Genomic DNA, 17,322 nt, shown 5'->3' with positions numbered 1-17,322 from the left:
CGGCGGTAGCTATTTGAACGGATTGCCCCCCCTGGACGAACACTCAAAAAGCGCTGGCAGGCTTGATGCACACGGGGGGATTTCCATGGGGTAATTAAGTCGTCGATCCATAGGTAATCCGGGGCCGATGCGTTAACTATTGCGTGCTATCCAGCGGCTTTTCGACTTATTAATCCACAGCGGTTTTCAGTAGCCTTTTTCCTTTGCTTACCCAAAGGAATGCCCCCATGCAGGATGCCCCCTCCGTTACTCCCCTCTCATCTTCCGACGACAACAGTGCGTTCATTCGCCAGGCCATTCCGGACTGGCTGGTACAGGCGCCGGCCCACCGCATAGAAGCGTTGAAACAGGCCAGGCTCGAACAGGCGCAGTGGATGGACAGCTTGTCGCCGCTGCAGCGAAGAACCTTGAAGGGGTTCAATGAAACCAGTTTCAAATCCCAACACTCGGTGGATAAACACCTAGCCAACGTCCAGGCACTCAAGCCCTTCGCCATAGGCCTGCTCAACGGCGCGCTGAAAGAACAATTCAACCTCACCGTGGATGTCGAAGGCACCTCTCTTCGTTTGTATGAGCCGCTGAGGCTCGGCACCCTGGGGATCAAGGCCGGCGAATACAAAGTACTGGAGGTGTCGCTGGTGCAGGCTGCCCTGCATAACTTTGAAGCCAGTGAAGGTGAAGACGGCGCATTCGATCCTGCCTCCGGGTTCACCCAATACCCGGACCGGGAAGGCGCCTCTCCCAGGATCAGCCCGGCGCTGACCGTACCCGCCTTTATCAGGCTGTGCCGTACGCTGGACGTGGGTGCCCGCTACCAGGCGCACCTCAAGGAAACATTACTGCCCACCGACGAGACGGCCGCCACCCGGTTGCGCGACGCCGTGATCACCAGCCAGAAGGATGCCCTCAGGGCTGCGGCGTACCTGGCGCTGCTCAAGCAGGACATTCTCCCGGATGACTTCACCATGGTGCTCAAGGTGGTCGACGGCGAACGCAACCCGACGCTGGGCGGCAAGCCGGTGTGGTACAGTTGCCTGAGCGTGATGGACCGCGCGCTCATGGGAAGCGTGGTGTTTACACCGGTGGAAAAATATCGCTATGCCACCGACTTCATCGTCTACCTGCCCCACGATCCGGAGCACCCGCTCAAGCGCTACAACAGCCTTGATGCGCTGAAAACCGAACTGAACCGCCAGTGGGCGGCGCGCGACAAAGCGCCAAGCGAATCCGGCAATAACAACCGCCCGACGCCCACGAGCTACCAGCATTTTTTCAGCCAGTTTCTCAATGAACACGACAAGCCGGCGTTCTTCAACCGGTTTACCGAACCCGCTGCGGACTCCACCGCCGCCGTCGACGCAGTAGCGCGTTCGCCGGTGACCCAGACGATGCTGCAACTGGCCTTCCCGGTATTGACTACGACGGTCATGCCCCAGTCGCTTCCGCCCCCGAAAGCCGGCTGCAGGGTGGTGAAGACGGGCGCTCCCGACCTGTACCTGATGGTGGTCTCAAGACAGGGCCTGTGGGCTGACAACGTCGACCTGTGGGCCAACCTGTTTGAGCATGGCCGCGACAAGGCCCTCGGCGATGCGCGCGACCAGGCAGTGCCCACCGCCGATGTCGACGCCCGGGTGCGCGGGCAAAAAATCGCCCGTTGGCTGGAGGCCGGCGCTACCGTGCTCGGCCTGGGACTGGCGTTCGTCCCGGTGCTCGGCGAAATCATGCTGGCCGCCATGGCGGGCCAATTGCTCTACGAAACCTTCGAAGGTGTGATCGACTGGGGCGAAGGCGACCGGGACACGGCCAAGACGCACTGGTTCGACGTCGCGCAAAACCTGGCCGCCATGGCGCTGCTGGCCGGTGCGGGGAAAGGCCTGCAAAAACTCGCTGCACCGCCTACACCCGCGTTGATACAGGGGCTCAAGCCGGTGCGTTTGCCAGGTGGCGAGCAGCGGCTGTGGAAGCCGGACCTTACGCCTTATCGCAGCCCCGTCGTATTGTCCAAGGACGCCACGTTTGATGACCTGGGCTTGCACAGCCACGACCAGCAGCCGCTGCTGCCCCTCGACGATCAACTGTATGCCGTCAAACCCGAGCCCGACGGCGACACCTATCGCATACAACACCCCACCCGCTCCGACGCTTATGCCCCGCAGGTGGCGCATAACGGCGCGGGCGCCTGGCTGCATGAAGGCGAAGAACCGCTGACCTGGGACGGCCCGGCGCTGATGCGCCGCCTGGGTTGTCGCACCCGGGGCTTGAGCGACGCACAACTGGAACAGGCACGCCTGGCCAGTGGCACTCGCGCCGATCAACTGCGCCAACTGCATGTGGACCTGCAACCGCCGCCCGCCCCGTTGAGCGACAGCCTGGCGCGCTTTGGCATCCATCAGCGGATCGAGACGTTTATCGAGAAGATGGGCAGTGACGACCCGCTGGATTATGCGCTGGCCGACCCGGCGATCACCGAGCGCGTGGTGGCGCACCGAGGCTTGACCTATCCGGCGGTCCTCGACCCGACTCCCCGGGTGCTGGACGAACAGACGATGCTGTGGCGCCGCGAAGTTGCCCAGGCTGCCCGGGACAGTCGGACCTCGCTATTCGACGCGGATTACCGCGCCCATAACCTGACTCGCTCGCCCCCGGTACAGCAGCTCATTGACAGGTTTTCCGGCCTGCCGGCGGAGGTTGCCAGGCAGTTGCTGGAAACCGCCACGGACGCGGATTTAACTGCGCTGAGTGGCCATCAGCAGTTGTCACCAAGGCTCACCGCCCTGGCGCGCGAAAGCCAGCAGCAAGTGCGCATTGCGCGGGCCTATGAAGGCTTGTTCCTCGACACCCTGCAGAGCCAGGACAGCCTGCGCCTGGCCCTGCATACCCTGCCCAGCTTGCCGGGTTGGGACCCGAGCCTGCGGGTGGAAATCCGCTTGGGCAGCGAACAGGGGCCACTGATCGACGCCGTCGGTCCAGAGGCCGACGCACCGCCGCTGATGCTGGCGATGGGTGAAGACGGGGCGTTCGGCGCCACCGACCTGTATGGCGCCGTTCTGGCACGTCTTGAACAGGGCCAGCGTCGAGCACTTGGCGAAGCCGCACGGGACGCCGGCACCTTGAAGCAACGGGTGCGGCAAACGCCATTGGCCCGGGACGAGCTGCGCTCGGTGCTGCTGGAATACCCGGTGCTGCGCAAACCCTTGGCAGGAGACCTGCGCCTGCGGGGCGGCTCCCCGCTGCACAAACTCACTCAATTGCGCAGCACCCATACGCGGGTGCGCAAGCTGTATCCGGGGTTCAGCGACGAGCAGGCCACAGCCTTCATCGAGACCCTCGGGAGCGATGCGCGCACTGAGTTGACGCGCCGGGAAGACCAGTACGCCGCCCTCAAACGCGCACTCAAGGACTGGGTGAATCGCAGTGCCCGAGAAGATACGAGCAGGCGTCCATTTGAGGTAAACCCGGGACGCCGGGAGCAGTCAGTGGCCGATGCGTTGAGAGATTGCTGGCGCCGACAGACCGTGGACCGTGCCGGGGCCTACACCGGGCGCCGACTGGAAATCAGCGCCCAGGTGAACCTGCCCAAACTCAACGCCGATTTTGCCCATGTCGAGGAGTTGGTTCTCGACTACGTGAGCTTCAGCGACGGCCCCGGGCAGTTCCTTGGCAACTTCCCCAATCTGAAACGTTTGACCCTCAAACAAGTCGGCGGTATCGGACGCCATACGCTGACCGAACTGCCCGAAGCAATCACGGCCATAAAGGCGCTGACGCACCTGGACCTGTCGAAAAATGCCATCCGCCTGAGCGAAATCAGCGCCGGCCAACTGGCCGGCCTGAGCCGCCTGGAAGAACTGTGCCTGAACGATAACCCCTTGGGCACCCTGCCGGATTTCAGCCCGCTGCTACGACTGCGCAAGCTGGAGCTGCGTGACACCCGGATCAATCAGTGGCCCACAGGCCTGCTGGAACTGCCGGAGCTGAGAGAAGTCGACCTGTCCGGCAATCACCTGAGCGCGGTGCCCGACAGCCTGCTCAACCCAGCCCCCGAAAACGTGGAAGCCAGCATCCGTCTCAACCGCATGACCCGCCTACGTGACAACCCATTCACCCCGCAAGCCAATCAGCAGATGCGGGCGTACATCGCTCGCCTGGCACAAACTCGCCCGGGCTGGCGCAACGGCGGCCAGCCTGGCGCCTTCGAAGTACCCTTGAGCCACACCGACGAAATGCGGCGGATAAGGGACCTGTTTCCCGGCTACAGCGAGGAGGAAAACGAGCAATTCGTATTGCACGCAGGCGACGGGGCGCCGGCTGAACTGACGCGCCTGGAAGGCGAGTGGCAAACCTTGAGCACCCAACTGAACGCCTGGGCCACACAACGGTTCCTGGTGGCTGCCGACAGCGAAAACCTGCGTGCAGGGGATGCCAACCATCGCCAGCAATTCGCTCGAGACCTCAAGGCGTGCTGGCGGCGCATGACTCCCAAAGTGCTGGCCCAAGATGGTTCTCCCGCCGGCTACACCCTTGAAGCACTCGGCTTGAGAGTCGGCGACTTGCCTGCGCTGGAAGCAGATTTCAGCCACGTTGGGTCAATCAAGCTTCAGGACATGCAATCCGTATACGGCCTGGATGAGTTTCTCGGCCACTTCAGTCACACCCGTTGGCTCGACCTGTCGTACGGAGAGTTGCGTTCAATCCCGCCCAGCGTTGCCCGGATGACTCGGCTTACCCGCCTGGACCTCAGGAGCAACCAACTTTCCCTGAGCGAGGCCGACGTGGATCTGCTGGAGGGGCTCACCTCACTCAAGATCATCAATCTGAGCCGCAACCCCCTGGCGCGTACCCCCAACTTCGCAACCCTGCCGAACCTGCGTAGGGTGAATTTGAAAAACACCGGGATCACCGAGTGGCCGCAGGGCTTGGGGCCACATCAGGCGTTGGACATCGTTAACCTGGCGCAGAACCGCATCACGCAGTTGCCCGAGTCCCTGGTCAACCCGCTGCCCGAGGAGGCCGAGGCATTCATCTACGTCAACAACGTCACCTTTATCGACGGCAACCCGCTGAGCACCGAAGCCCGCAGGCAGTTGGTCGAGTATTGGAGCAATGCAACCTTGCTCCACCGCGAGGCAGCAGCGGGCCGGCAGCCCGGCGCGATGCGTTATCGGGCGCCACAGCCCGCTACAGTTGAGGTTCACGCGCCTCAAGAACAGATCGTGGACGACACACCGGAGCCGGCATACCAGCACTGGATGGATGGTCTGTCACCCGAGGAAATCGACGTACGAAGCAGCCTGTGGGAGTCGATTGCCGAGAAACCCGGTTCGCAGATCTTCCTCGACATCCTCGACAACCTCAAAGAATCGGCGGAGTACCGCAGCCGCTATACCGACCTGCAATCGCGCCTGTGGCAATTGCTCTATGCGGCCCGGGACGATGGCTTGCGGGAAGAGCTGTTCAACCTGGCGGGTGACCCGCGCTGCGGCGATCGGTCGGCCCTGGTGTTCAGTGACATGGAGACCAAGGTGCTGACGTGGCAAGCCACGCGCTATGCCGCCGATGGCGAGGCGGGACCGGCACTCTACACGTTGGCCAAAGGTCTTTTTCGCCTGGACGAGGTGGAAAAATTAGCCAGCGCAGACATTCGGGTTCGAGAAGGCATGATTCGCACGTCGACCATGACCCCTGAACAAAAAGTCACCGCCCTGGAAAAACTGGAAGATATTGAAATTCGCCTGGCCTATCGCATGGGCCTGGCCCGCCGCCTCGGCCTGCCCGGTCAGCCCAACGATGCCCGCTACCTCGCAACGGGACAGGTAGCGCCGCAGATCCTGAATAATGCCGCCATCACAATAGAAAAACTGGACAACTCCAAGAAGCTCGTACAGTCGCTGTTAGGCCGCGAATTCTGGCAGGCCTTTATTCGCAACCATTATGACGATGAGTTCAGAGTCCTGAGGGAGCCCCATGACGTGCGCTTGAATGCGTTATCCGAGGAACACGATGCCGGCGCCCTCAGTGATGAGGCATACGCAACCCAGGCTGAAAATGTGCAACTGCAACTGGCCGTGGACGAGGCGCAACTGATTCGCTCGCTGACCCTGCGCGACTGGGTGCCGTGCAAGGCGCGCTGCAGCATCACCTGATGGATTCAGGGCGTTTGCACCAACCGCCCCAGCCGTTGCTTGAGCATCTGGTTCTCGGCCCGCAGTTGCTGGACTTCCTCCAGCAGGTCGAGCGCCAGGGCGACGCCTTCCCATTCCAGCTCCAGGTCCTTTTGCAGCGCCGAGGCGCGCTTGGCCAAGGCCAGTTCATAATCGGTGAAGCGCCAGGACTCGGGACTGGTCCCCACCGGTTCAACGATGCCGTGCTCGACGATTTCGATCACGTAGGCCACCGACAGGTCGGTGGCCTCACAGAATTCTGCCATGTTCACTTGAACCAAACGGGGACTGCTCATCGTTAGCTACTCCATGATTCTCTTGGATCGAAGGCGGCTTTTTGTGCCAGTTCCTGCCACAACGCCTTGACCTCGTCGTCGGTGTTTTTCGGCATCACCGCCTTGAGTTGCACAAACAGATAACCGCGCTGCCCGGCCTTGTTCAACAAGCCGTGGCCCTTGGCGCGCATGCGCTGGCCGTTCTGGCTGCCGGCCGGCACCTTGAGGTTGATCTTGCCGGTGAGGGTCGGCACCGCCACTTCCGTGCCCAACGCCAGCTCCCACGGGGCCAGTGGCAGGGTGATGATCAGGTTCTCACCTTCCACATCGAATTTAGGGTGTGGCGCGAACTTGATGATCAAGTACAGATCACCATTGGCACCACCGCCAATCCCCGGCGCGCCCTGGCCCTTGAGGCGGATGCGCTCGCCGTCGGCCACACCGGCCGGGATCTTCACGTTCAGGCTCTTGGTGGTGTTGCTGACGTGCTGGCCGGCCGCGTTGTATTGCGGCACCTGGAAGTTGACCTGCTTGGACTCGTTGGACAGGGTCTCTTCGAGGAAGACCGGCAGTTCCATTTCCACATCTTGCCCCCGGCGCCCGGCACTGCGGCCCTGGGCACCACCAAAACCATTGCCGCGCGAACCGAAGATCGAGCTGAAGAAGTCCGAGAAGTCGCCGGTGTCCTGGCCACCGCCGCCATAGCCACCACGGCTCTGCCAGCCTGGCGGGCCCTGGAACGGCTGGCCATGCTGGCCGTACTTACGCAGATCGTCGTATTCGGCGCGCTTGTCGGCACTTTTCAGCGCTTCATAGGCTTCGGACGCGTCCTTGAACTTGGCTTCAGCGTCCTTTTCCTTGCTCACGTCCGGGTGATATTTGCGCGCCAGCTTGCGATAGGCGGCCTTGATCGCCTTGTCGTCAGCGGTGGGTTCTACACCGAGAATCTTGTAATAGTCTTTGAAGTCCATCGGGGGCATCACCATCCATTATCGATATCGCACTGCCAGCGTCACAGCATGCGCCTGTTTGCGGCGTCTGGATTGACCGATCTCAATCTTGTGACCGAAGGGTGCGTCAGAAGTTTATCGGCGCTGCGGGCAGAATCCTGCAGCCACCAACCGTATGGGGAGGATTTGGGGGCAAAGGCCGGGCTTTCAAGGTAACAAGTGCGTTGTATTTAGCGGATAGTCGGCCTACGCATCTGCACGCGGGTGGCATACACTGCGCGGCCGTTTTTCAACCGGAACCCGATTGACATGAAAAACCCATCCCCAGCCCGTGCCTGCGGTATCGACTTCGGCACGTCCAACTCCACCGTCGGCTGGATTCGTCCCGGCATGGAAACGCTTATCGCGCTGGAGGACGACAAGATCACGCTGCCGTCGGTGGTGTTCTTCAACTTCGAAGAGCGCCGCCCGGTGTACGGTCGCCTGGCCCTGCACGAGTACCTGGAAAACTACGAAGGCCGGCTGATGCGCTCGCTCAAGAGCCTGCTGGGTTCCAAGCTGATCAAGCACGACACCAGTGTATTGGGCACGGCCATGCCGTTCACCGACCTGCTGGCGCTGTTTATCGGCCAACTCAAGAGCCGTGCCGAAACCACCGCCGGGCGTGAGTTCGACGAAGTGGTGCTGGGCCGTCCGGTATTTTTCGTCGACGACGACCCGATGGCCGACCAGGAAGCCGAGAACACCCTGGTGGACGTGGCCCGCAAGATCGGCTTCAAGGACATCTCGTTCCAGTACGAACCGATTGCCGCGGCCTTCGACTACGAGTCCACCATCGAGAAAGAAGAGCTGGTGCTGATTGTCGACATCGGCGGGGGTACCTCCGACTTCTCCCTGGTGCGCCTGTCGCCCGAGCGCCGCCAGATCGACAACCGCCACGACGACATCCTCGCCACCGGCGGTGTGCACATCGGCGGTACCGACTTCGACAAGCAGCTCTCGCTGGCCGGCATGATGCCGCTGTTCGGCTACGGCAGCCGCATGAAGAGCGGCGCTTATATGCCCACCAGCCACCACATGAACCTGGCGACCTGGCACACCATCAACTCGGTGTACTCGCAGAAATCCAAGCTGGCGCTGGGCAGCATGCGCTACGACATCGAGGACACGGGTGGCATCGACCGCCTGTTCAACCTGATCGAGCAGCGCGCCGGGCACTGGTTGGCGATGGAAGTGGAAGAAACCAAGATCCAGCTGACCCGGCAGGACAGCCGCCATGTGTTGCTGGACCGGGTCGAGCCGGGGTTGAGCGTGGAATTGAGCCGGGCGTTGTTCGAGTCGGCCATCGATGGCTTGCTGGAGCGGGTGCGCAATGCGGTGACGCAACTGCTCAACGACGCCTCGGTGGACGTGGCCCAGGTGGACACAGTGTTCTTTACCGGGGGTTCCAGCGGGATTCCGGCGCTGCGCCACAGCATCTCGGCGATGCTGCCGAATGCGCAGCATGTGGAAGGGAACATCTTTGGCAGTATTGGCAGTGGTCTGGCGATTGAGGCCAGCAAGCGCTACGGCTACTGAGTTTTAGCTGAAACCGTGGCGCGCCCTTCGCGAGCAAGCCCGCTCCCACATTCGGCTGCATTCCAAAGTTGGAACTCGGTCAAATGTGGGAGCGGGCTTGCTCGCGAAGGGGCCAGTCCAGGCAACATCAATGCCTAAACCATCCCCGCCAGCTTCAACTCACTCTTCAAGTACGCATAATAAATCGGCCCCGCCACAACCCCCGGCAGGCCGAACGCGGCTTCGAACACCAGCATCGCCAGCAACAATTCCCACGACTTGGCACTGATCTGCCCGCCGACGATCCGCGCGTTGAGGAAGTACTCGACCTTGTGGATCACGATCAGGTAGCCCAACGCCGCCACCGCCACCCAGATCGACAGCGACAAGGCCACGATGGTGATCAGGGTGTTGGACATCAGGTTGCCGATCACCGGCAGCAGGCCCAGCAGGAACGTCAGCACGATCAGGGTCTTGGTCAGCGGCAGGTGGATCCCGCACAACGGCAGCACCACCGCGAGGAAGATCGCGGTGAACGCGGTGTTCAGCGCGGCGATCTTGATCTGCGCGAAAACGATGTTGCGAAAGGCCTGGACCAGCAGGTGCAGGCGATCAAACAGCGCGGCCGCCAGGGGTTTGCGCTTGGTCAGGTCCGGCACCCGTTGCAGGGCGATGATCGCCCCCAGCACCATGCCGATCAACAAGGTCACGAACATGTGCGCGGCGTCTTTGCCCACCAGTTGCAGTTCGCTGAGGTGTTTGCTCAGCCATTCGCCGATGGCCACGCGGAACTCGGCGGCGCTGGCCGGCAGGTAGGCGTCGAGGAACGGCGGCAACTGGCCGCGGGCACGGTCGACCACGCCCATGAACTTATCGAGGGAGGCCCCCGGGTTTTCCGCTTCGTGCAGCAGGAAGCTGATGGCCCCGGCAAAGATCAGGGTCAGGATGCTGACGATCAAGGTTCCCAGCAAGGCTACCGCCAACCAGCGCGCACGCCGGCCTTCGATCAGCCGCTGCAACTGCGGGGTGAGCATGTTGACCAGCTCGTACACCAGCAGCCCGGCCAGCAGGCTCGGCAGCAACTTCAATGGCAAAACCAGCAGCAGCCCGCCAAAAATCAGCACGCAACTGACCAACAACAACACGTGACGCTGAGAAAACGTTGGCATACAGCCTCAAAACGAACGGCGTTAAAGGATGGGCAGTCTGCCAGCGTTGGGTGAATCAAGCGAGAAGTCTAAACGCGGTCCAATGTGGGAGCTGGCTTGCCTGCGATGGCGGTGGGTCAGCCAACAAAGGCATCGACTGCCAGGTCGCAATCTTAGGCAAGCCAGCGCCCACAGAGTTCTGCATCATTATTTCTTCAGGCAGGTGCTCATAAAGGTTTTACGCGCATCGCCGGTCAGCGCCTGGGTTTTCGCGGTGGCGTTGCAATCTTTCATCTTCTGTTGCTGGGGGGTCAGGGTCTTGGCGTCGTTGGCCGCCGGGGCCGCCTTGAGGCAGTTGCTCATGAACGCCTTGCGATCATCACCGGTCTTGCCACTGGTCTTGGCTTCGGCGTTGCAAGTAGTCATTTTTTGTTGCTGAGCCGTCTGTGCGGCAGTCGCGGCAAAGCCTTGGGAACACAGCAGCAGGCCCATCATCAACAGCGGAATACGCAGCATCTTCATGGAGTTTTCTCCCTGTTACCGTGCCGAGGGGCACGGCCTCCCCAGCAGTGTAGTCAAACCCTGTTACACCTTCCTGCCGCGTATATGGGTCCGGCGATACTGCTCCGGCGTGCAGCCGGCCTGGCGCTGGAACATCGCGATAAACGCCGAGGCCGTGCTGTAGCCCAGGTCAAACGCAACTTCCTGGACACTGCGCGCGCTGTCCAGCGCTTCGATCGACGCCAGGAACCGCAGGCGTTGGCGCCATTCGCCGAAGCTCATCCCCAGCTCACGCACAAATTGCCGCGCCAGGGTGCGCTCACTGACATGCACCTGCTGCGCCCACTGGGCCAGCGCGCGGTTATCGCCAGGGTCGGCCTGCATGCCCTCCAGCACACTGAGCAACCCGGGATGGCTGGCATACGGCAGGAAACAATCGTGCACCGGCGCCTGCCTGAGCTGGTCTACCAGCACCTGGGCCAGGCGCACGTCGGCTTCGTTCTCGGGAATGTTGACGTCACGCTCGGCGAAATCACTGAGGATCGCCTTGAGGATATCGCTGATGGTCAGGGTGCACGGCTGCGCCGGCAATTGCTCGCACAAGGCGGGCGCCAGATATACGGAGCGGTAGACGATCGCCTGGGCGTTGTAGGAACTGTGCTGGGTGTTGGGTGGGATCCATACCGCATATTGCGGCGGCGACATAAAGCGACTGCCAGCCACTTCAAAGCGCATCACGCCACGGGCCGAGTAGTCCAGGGAACCCCAGGCATGCTGGTGCGCACTGGCATGGGTGTCAGCCTCGAATTCCGAATAACGGAAATACACCGGGGCCGGCAACTGGTCAAAATCGGGAAGGTTGATGTACTTCTTGAGCATGTTGTCTGGATACAAAGGTCGGATGGCTGGATCGAAGTATAGGCTTCGATCCAGACAAAGGATAATCACCGCTCATAGACGCAATTGGTTCTTTTCGATGCAATACGCTTATCCGTTACTTGCCATTTTTATCTGGGCCGGCAATACCGTGGTCAACAAACTCGCGGTGGGGACGATTTTCCCTGCCGAGATCGGTTTTTACCGCTGGCTGCTGGCCGGCCTGCTGTTTACCCCGTTCATGCTCAAACCCGTCATCGCCAACTGGCCGCTGATTCGTCCCAACCTGGGCAAGGTCTTCATCCTCGGCGTGCTGGGCATGGCGGTGTACCAGAGCCTGGCGTATTACGCCGCGAACCTGACCTCGGCCACCAACATGGGCATTATCCTCTCGCTGATGCCACTGATGGCTCTCACCGCCGCAATCATCAGCCTTGGCCAGCGCCTGACCTTCGGCGCCCTGACCGGTGCCGTGCTGTCGTTTGCCGGCGTGGTAGTGGTGGTTTCTGCGGGTAGTCTCAGCGCCCTGCTGCAACACGGGCTGAATATGGGTGACGCGATGATGCTGGTGGCCACCCTCGCCTACGCGGTCTACAGCACCCTGCTGAAAAAATGGCAGCTGCGCTTGCCGCCACTGGTGTTGCTGTACCTGCAGGTGCTGGTGGCGGTGGTGGTGTTGTTTCCGCTGTTCCTGCTCTCCGACAAGGCCGGCCTTGGCTGGTCGAATATCCCGCTGGTGCTGTACGCCTGCCTGCTGGCCTCGATGCTCGCGCCGCTGGCCTGGATGCATTCGGTGAAGACCCTCGGCCCAAGCCGCACCACGCTGTTTTTCAACCTGCTGCCGCTGATCACCGCGTTGATTGCCGCAGTGGTGTTGAAAGAGCAGCTGGCGATGTATCACCTGGTGGGCGGCTTGCTGACCCTGGGCGGGGTGATTTTGTCGGAGCGCTGGACGACGCCGGTTCGCAGCAATGTCAGCGCGCAGGAAGCTACTTGAGCCCCACCACACCGGCGACGATCAAGCCCACCGACACCAGCTTGATCAGCGTCAGGCTCTCCCCCAGCAACGCGAAACCGAGAAACACCGTGCCCAGTGAGCCGATGGCAGTCCAGATCGGGTAGGCCACGCTCACCGGCAACTCACGCATGGCCAGGGTCAGGAAGTAGATCCCGCCCACGGCCGCGATGACGGTGACCAGCGATGGCCACAGCCGGGTGAATCCCTCGGCGTACTTCATGCCCATGGCGAAGGTCACCTCAAAGCCGGCGGCGATCAGCAGGAAAAGCCACGACACTTCAGAAGCTCCCGGCCAGGTCGCGCAGTTGCCCTTCGACTGCATCGCAGGAACGGCGGAAAACGCTCGGGTCGGACTCCTCGCCTTCTGCGGCGATCACCGTGACATCTTCAATGCCGATGAACCCCAACGCGGTCCGCAGGTGCGGATCGGCGTGGTTCATCGCCTCGTTTTCCCCGCCCGGGCCAAAGCCGCTGCCGCCGCGACTGGTGATGATCAAGGCCTTTTTGCCCAACAATAACGGCTGGTACTGGGCGATGCCCTGGCTGTCCTGGGTGATATCCACGGTATGGCCCATGCGCACGATCTGGTCGATCCAGGCCTTGAGGCTGCTGGGAATCCCGAAGTTGTACATCGGCACGGAAATCACCAGCAAATCGTGCTCGACTAGCTCGGCCACCAGTTCGTTGCTCAGTTGCAAATCAGCGTGCATGGACAAGGGCATAGACTGCGGCTCGGGGTGAAAACTGGCGGCAATAAAGGCTTCGCTGACGTGGGGAATCGACGCCCGGCCCACTTCGCGGCGGGTCAGCTGCGCGTAGGGATTGGCGGTGTGCCAGGCGGCCAGGAACACCTCGGCAAGGCGCCGGGAGTGGGAACGTTCGCCGCGGGGGCTGGAATGGATCGCAATCATTTTTTTCATCTGTAGGCCTTCACACGCTAGACTCAGGCAACCTGAATGGCTGCCTCTGTTGCGCATAAATCTAGAGCCGAGCGGCCACCCTCACAAATGAGCAATAGTTGTTTTGGATGAACTGAATTCATCCATGGAGCCACACATGTTTGCCTCGCTGCCCCTGACCGCCCTGCGCGCCTTTGAATCGGCCTCGCGCCTGTTGAGCTTCAAGGCCGCCGCCCAGGAGTTGTCGGTCACGCCGACGGCGGTGTCCCATCAGATTCGCTCCCTGGAAACCTGGCTCGGCGTACCGCTGTTCGAGCGCCTGCCGCGCCAGGTGCGCCTGACGGAACGCGGCGAGCGCCTGTTCCACAGCCTGCACGGCGCGCTGCTGGACGTCGCGCAAAGCGTCGACACCCTGCGCCCGCAGCGCAGCGCCGGCAATCTCACGCTCTCCACTACGCCGGCGTTTGCCGCTCTGTGGCTGGTGCCGCGACTCGGGCGCTTCTATGCCGCCCATCCGGATATCAGCCTGCGCCTGGACACCAACTGCGCCGTGGTCGATTTACAGCAGGATGCCAGCGTCGACCTGGTGATCCGCTACAGCATCGACGACTACACGAACCTCTACGGTTTGTGCCTGTTCGACGAATGTTTCGCCGTGTATGGCTCCCCCGAACAAGTCGCCCTGGCGCGCGAGCGCACCCCGACCCTGATCAGTGTGCGCTGGCACAACTCCAGGCTGTACGCCCTGGGCTGGCAGGCCTGGTGCGAAAAGGCCGGGGAAGACTGGTTGCAATCCGCTTCGCCGCTGCGCGAATACGACGAAGAACACTACGCCCTACAAGCGGCCATCGCCGGCCAGGGCCTGGTGCTGGCGAGCAATATCCTGGTCTCGGAAAGCGTCGCCAGCGGGTTGCTGGTGCCTTACCGGGCACAGGTCCGCGTCAACGGCGCCGGCTACAGCGCCCTGTGCGTACCGGGACGGGAACGGCACCCGCCGGTCCGGGCGTTTTTTGAGTGGTTGCAGGAGGAAGCGCGGCTGTCGGGGCACGCTCTGTAAAATCCGATAAAACTTTTTGCGTTGCCTGGGACTCACAACTTGGAGCGATCACGCCGGCAGAGCGTGGCGCAAAACCGGATTAGTACCAGGAGAATGAGATGACTGACTCACATTTGTCTGACGTAACCACTTTACGTGACCGCGCCCGCAAGAACGTCGAAAACGGTGCCGTGACCGAAGGTTATGACGCCGACCGCCAGGAAATCCTGCGTCTGCTCAACGAATCGCTGGCCACCGAGCTGGTGTGCGTGCTGCGCTACAAGCGCCACTACTTCATGGCCAATGGCGTCAAGGCGCATGTCGCCGCCGAGGAGTTCCTCGAGCACGCCACCCAGGAAGCCGAACACGCCGACAAGTTGGCCGAGCGTATCGTGCAGTTGGGTGGCGAGCCGGAGTTCAACCCCGACTTGCTGTCGAAGAATTCCCACGCGCAGTACGTGGCCGGCAATACGCTGAAGGAGATGGTCTACGAAGACCTGGTGGCCGAGCGCATCGCGGTAGACAGCTATCGCGAAATCATCCAGTACATCGGTGACAAAGACCCGACCACTCGCCGGATCTTCGAAGACATCCTGGCCCAGGAAGAAGAACACGCCGACGACATGGCGGATATTCTGAAGGACCTGTAACTAACACAGCTAACACCGCAAAACCCATGTGGGAGCGGGCTTGCTCGCGAAGGCGGTGGGTCAGTCGGAACATTCTTGACTGATCCACCGCCTTCGCGAGCAAGCCCGCTCCCACATTTGGTTCACGGTTTTGTCAGCTAGCCTTTCACTGTTTTAGGTGCCTTGCCTTCCTTCATCTGTTGCAGCAGCGGCGCACACTGGTTCGGCTCATCGCCGCTCGGTGCCACCAGCGCCAGCAAGCCCGCCGCCGGGCCGGCAATCACACCCAAGGCAACCATGCCCGCACCACGCAGCATCAGCGGCACCGCCTTCACCCCAGCATTCGGTTTGATAAACGGCCCGTTGACGTACAACGGCGAGCGCAGGGAAAACAGGCGGAAGCCTTTGGACTCCGGGGTAATGGTCAGGTCAAGCTGCTCGCTGGCCATGTTCGCGGTGCCATCGATGTAGATGATCGCGTTCTCGGTATCGAACACAAACAGGCGAGTCGTCGCCAGGCCCGACTTGATGCCGAAGTCTGCGGCCGCACAGTTGATCTTCACTTCCTTGTCGCCAAACAGGCGGCCGACCACGTAGTTGCCGACGTTGAGCCCGGCGATTTCCATCAGTCCGCGGCTGATGGCGCCGTCGTTGATCAACATCTTCAGATCGCCATTCGACGTGCCAAGCAATGCCGCGACGGAGTTGCCGCGCCCGGAAATGTCCGCGTCGCCGTTGAGCTCACCGAAGCTGGTTTTCATCGGCTCGAAGGTCGGGAACAGCTGCTTGAGCTTGAAGTTGCGCGCGGTGAGTCTGGCCTGGCCTTCCATCGGCGTGGTGCGCCCGTTGAGACGAATCTGCGCGTCGAGCTTGCCACCGGCCACACCGAAACGCAGGGGCTCCAGGCTCAACTGCCCGTCGTTCAGCACCAAGTGAGTGTAGAGATCGGTGAACGGCAATTCGGCACTGTGGACGATGCGTTTGCCGGTGAATTCGACGTCGGCATCCATGTCGCGCCAGCGCTCGGTGCGGAACTCTTCCACTGGCAGCACCTTGGTCGCCGGCTGCTTGCTTTCGCCGCCACGGGCTTTTTGCTTGGCGTTGGAGTCGGCGCCGATCAGCGGCGCCAGGTCGGTCATCAACAGCTGGTTGGAGACCAGCGCCCCGGTGAGCTTGGGCCGCGGCTGGCTGGCGACGTAGCCGAGGTTGCCGTGGATGTCGCTGTTGCCGATCTTGCCGTTGAAGTTTTCATACTGGAACGACGCGCCACTGGCCTCATGCAGCTTGGCGATCAGGTGGCCGTCGGTGGAATAGGCCGGCGAATCCGGCAGGGTCACGCCGGTCAGGGGGTACAGGTTGCCCAGGCTGCTGCCGGAGAGTTTGAGGCGCAGGTCGAGGGCGCCGAGGTTCATCGGGTCGGTCAGGGTGCCGGCCAGCGCGATGTTGGTGTCGCCGATCCTGGCCTGGGCTTGCAGCGGGAACGGCTTGGCCGCGTCCTGCAAGGCCAGCAGGCCACCGATCTTGCCGGTGCCATCGAGTTTCTGGCCGTGGTATTGGCCCTTGACCTTGAGGCCGAACGCGTAATCCTGCGGCGCCGAGCCTTTTTCCAGGGCTTTCCTGGCGTCGGCATCGCCGACGATCTCGCCGAAGGGGATCGGCTTGCCGAGCAGGTCGATCACGACGTCGAGCTGGGTCTTGAGAGTCTGGTCGTCGAGGGTCACATGGCCTTTGTCGAAGCCGATGGCGCCGATGTCCACCACCCAGTTGGACGGTTCGGCATTCGGGTCCTTGGGGTCGAACTTGAAGGTCCAGTTGGCGCGGCCATCGGCCAGGCGCTGCAACTGCGCACTCGGTTCGGTGAGGTCGATACGCGGGATCACCACGCGCTGGGCCAGCAACGCCAGGGGCGAGATACGCAACTCCACGCGCTTGAGGGTGACCATCTGCGGGGCTTTCGACCAGTCGGGATTGCCCAGGGTCAGGTCTTCGGCAATCACATGGGGCCACGGAATCCAGGCGCGCCAGCCACCTTCATCGGGCTCGCGCTGCCACACCACTGCTAGGTTGCCATTGATGGCAAACGGTCGATGCAGCTCTTCGGAGACCTTGGCGTTGAGGGGCGGCTTGATCCGGTTCCAGTCAAAGAACACCAGGACCAACACCACAATGGCGATTAACAAAACGAAGCTGGCGCAGCTCCAGGCGAGAATTTTACGAGTGCGCGTCATTGCACAGGACTCCAGGTTACGACTGAGCGGGCGCTTTGCGGCGC

The 17,322-nt window shown here is 61.9% G+C and carries 13 protein-coding genes; 5 read left to right on the top strand and 8 right to left on the bottom strand.

Annotated elements, in window-relative coordinates; genetic code table 11:
- The first annotated feature begins 227 nt into the window (after positions 1–227).
- Positions 228–6,143 carry an NEL-type E3 ubiquitin ligase domain-containing protein gene (locus tag V6607_RS03070; protein WP_134325655.1) on the top strand — a complete coding sequence of 1,972 codons (5,916 nt, stop codon included), beginning with the start codon at positions 228–230 and terminating at the stop codon, positions 6,141–6,143.
- Positions 6,144–6,148: 5 nt separating this feature from the next.
- Here the strand turns inward: V6607_RS03070 and V6607_RS03065 are convergent, their stop codons facing one another.
- Both V6607_RS03065 and V6607_RS03060 read right to left on the bottom strand, forming a co-directional pair.
- Complete coding sequence (locus tag V6607_RS03065; RefSeq protein WP_003217397.1) at positions 6,149–6,457, bottom strand: chaperone modulator CbpM; 309 nt, start codon at positions 6,455–6,457, stop codon at positions 6,149–6,151.
- A 2-nt stretch (positions 6,458–6,459) separates the two neighbouring features.
- Positions 6,460–7,407 (bottom strand): DnaJ C-terminal domain-containing protein, encoded by a 948-nt coding sequence (locus tag V6607_RS03060; protein ID WP_008439071.1) that lies wholly within the window; start codon positions 7,405–7,407, stop codon positions 6,460–6,462.
- Positions 7,408–7,695: 288 nt separating this feature from the next.
- Between V6607_RS03060 and V6607_RS03055 the strand changes: the two genes are divergently transcribed.
- Positions 7,696–8,964, top strand: a complete 1,269-nt coding sequence (locus V6607_RS03055; protein ID WP_003217400.1) for an Hsp70 family protein — start codon at positions 7,696–7,698, stop codon at positions 8,962–8,964.
- Between the two features lie 134 nt (positions 8,965–9,098).
- Here V6607_RS03055 and V6607_RS03050 read toward each other — a convergent pair whose 3' ends face one another.
- The 3 genes from V6607_RS03050 to V6607_RS03040 all read right to left on the bottom strand — a co-directional run bounded on the left by V6607_RS03050 (position 9,099) and on the right by V6607_RS03040 (position 11,471).
- Entirely contained in the window at positions 9,099–10,112 is a 1,014-nt protein-coding gene (locus tag V6607_RS03050; protein WP_003217402.1) for an AI-2E family transporter, read from the bottom strand.
- 186 nt (positions 10,113–10,298) lie between these two features.
- A complete protein-coding gene (locus V6607_RS03045; protein WP_003217404.1) occupies positions 10,299–10,613 on the bottom strand; it encodes a PsiF family protein in 315 nt (104 codons plus the stop codon).
- 63 nt (positions 10,614–10,676) lie between these two features.
- Positions 10,677–11,471 (bottom strand): helix-turn-helix transcriptional regulator, encoded by a 795-nt coding sequence (locus tag V6607_RS03040; RefSeq protein ID WP_003217407.1) that lies wholly within the window; start codon positions 11,469–11,471, stop codon positions 10,677–10,679.
- A 97-nt stretch (positions 11,472–11,568) separates the two neighbouring features.
- Here V6607_RS03040 and V6607_RS03035 point away from each other — a divergent pair, with 97 nt between their 5' ends.
- Positions 11,569–12,465 (top strand): DMT family transporter, encoded by an 897-nt coding sequence (locus V6607_RS03035; protein WP_134325654.1) that lies wholly within the window; start codon positions 11,569–11,571, stop codon positions 12,463–12,465.
- On the opposite strand, the gene V6607_RS03030 is transcribed toward V6607_RS03035, so the two are convergent.
- Together V6607_RS03030 and V6607_RS03025 are read right to left on the bottom strand one after the other, a co-directional pair.
- On the bottom strand, positions 12,458–12,763 hold the full coding sequence (locus V6607_RS03030; RefSeq protein WP_134325653.1) for a multidrug efflux SMR transporter: 306 nt from the start codon (positions 12,761–12,763) through the stop codon (positions 12,458–12,460). The two genes, V6607_RS03035 and V6607_RS03030, sit on opposite strands and share 8 nt — an antisense overlap.
- 1 nt (position 12,764) lies before the next feature.
- The gene (locus V6607_RS03025) at positions 12,765–13,406 is read right to left on the bottom strand and encodes an NAD(P)H-dependent oxidoreductase (RefSeq protein ID WP_134325652.1); all 642 of its coding nucleotides are present in this window, start codon (positions 13,404–13,406) and stop codon (positions 12,765–12,767) included.
- Positions 13,407–13,530: 124 nt separating this feature from the next.
- Between V6607_RS03025 and V6607_RS03020 the strand changes: the two genes are divergently transcribed.
- Both V6607_RS03020 and V6607_RS03015 read left to right on the top strand, forming a co-directional pair.
- Entirely contained in the window at positions 13,531–14,442 is a 912-nt protein-coding gene (locus tag V6607_RS03020; RefSeq protein ID WP_134325651.1) for a LysR substrate-binding domain-containing protein, read from the top strand.
- 98 nt (positions 14,443–14,540) lie between these two features.
- Complete coding sequence (locus tag V6607_RS03015; RefSeq protein ID WP_134325650.1) at positions 14,541–15,071, top strand: ferritin-like domain-containing protein; 531 nt, start codon at positions 14,541–14,543, stop codon at positions 15,069–15,071.
- A gap of 137 nt (positions 15,072–15,208) precedes the next feature.
- Here V6607_RS03015 and V6607_RS03010 read toward each other — a convergent pair whose 3' ends face one another.
- Positions 15,209–17,278 (bottom strand): AsmA family protein, encoded by a 2,070-nt coding sequence (locus V6607_RS03010; RefSeq protein WP_134325649.1) that lies wholly within the window; start codon positions 17,276–17,278, stop codon positions 15,209–15,211.
- Positions 17,279–17,322: the final 44 nt, after the last annotated feature.

Origin of the sequence: Pseudomonas sp. KK18, assembly GCF_037094675.1 — a bacterium.
In the GTDB taxonomy this organism is placed as follows: domain Bacteria; phylum Pseudomonadota; class Gammaproteobacteria; order Pseudomonadales; family Pseudomonadaceae; genus Aquipseudomonas.
The sequence above is the reverse complement of the archived record's forward strand: the minus strand, read 5'-3'. Positions and strand labels throughout refer to the sequence as shown.

What these genes read in the sequence shown, in the direction of transcription:
- V6607_RS03010 (WP_134325649.1), bottom strand. Translation starts at nt 17,278, where the DNA reads ATGACGCGCACTCGTAAAATTCTCGCCTGGAGCTGCGCCAGCTTCGTT.
- V6607_RS03025 (WP_134325652.1), bottom strand. Translation starts at nt 13,406, where the DNA reads ATGAAAAAAATGATTGCGATCCATTCCAGCCCCCGCGGCGAACGTTCC.
- V6607_RS03020 (WP_134325651.1), top strand. Translation starts at nt 13,531, where the DNA reads ATGGAGCCACACATGTTTGCCTCGCTGCCCCTGACCGCCCTGCGCGCC.
- V6607_RS03060 (WP_008439071.1), bottom strand. Translation starts at nt 7,407, where the DNA reads ATGGACTTCAAAGACTATTACAAGATTCTCGGTGTAGAACCCACCGCT.
- V6607_RS03035 (WP_134325654.1), top strand. Translation starts at nt 11,569, where the DNA reads ATGCAATACGCTTATCCGTTACTTGCCATTTTTATCTGGGCCGGCAAT.
- V6607_RS03015 (WP_134325650.1), top strand. Translation starts at nt 14,541, where the DNA reads ATGACTGACTCACATTTGTCTGACGTAACCACTTTACGTGACCGCGCC.
- V6607_RS03045 (WP_003217404.1), bottom strand. Translation starts at nt 10,613, where the DNA reads ATGAAGATGCTGCGTATTCCGCTGTTGATGATGGGCCTGCTGCTGTGT.
- V6607_RS03040 (WP_003217407.1), bottom strand. Translation starts at nt 11,471, where the DNA reads ATGCTCAAGAAGTACATCAACCTTCCCGATTTTGACCAGTTGCCGGCC.
- V6607_RS03065 (WP_003217397.1), bottom strand. Translation starts at nt 6,457, where the DNA reads ATGAGCAGTCCCCGTTTGGTTCAAGTGAACATGGCAGAATTCTGTGAG.
- V6607_RS03050 (WP_003217402.1), bottom strand. Translation starts at nt 10,112, where the DNA reads ATGCCAACGTTTTCTCAGCGTCACGTGTTGTTGTTGGTCAGTTGCGTG.
- V6607_RS03070 (WP_134325655.1), top strand. Translation starts at nt 228, where the DNA reads ATGCAGGATGCCCCCTCCGTTACTCCCCTCTCATCTTCCGACGACAAC.
- V6607_RS03055 (WP_003217400.1), top strand. Translation starts at nt 7,696, where the DNA reads ATGAAAAACCCATCCCCAGCCCGTGCCTGCGGTATCGACTTCGGCACG.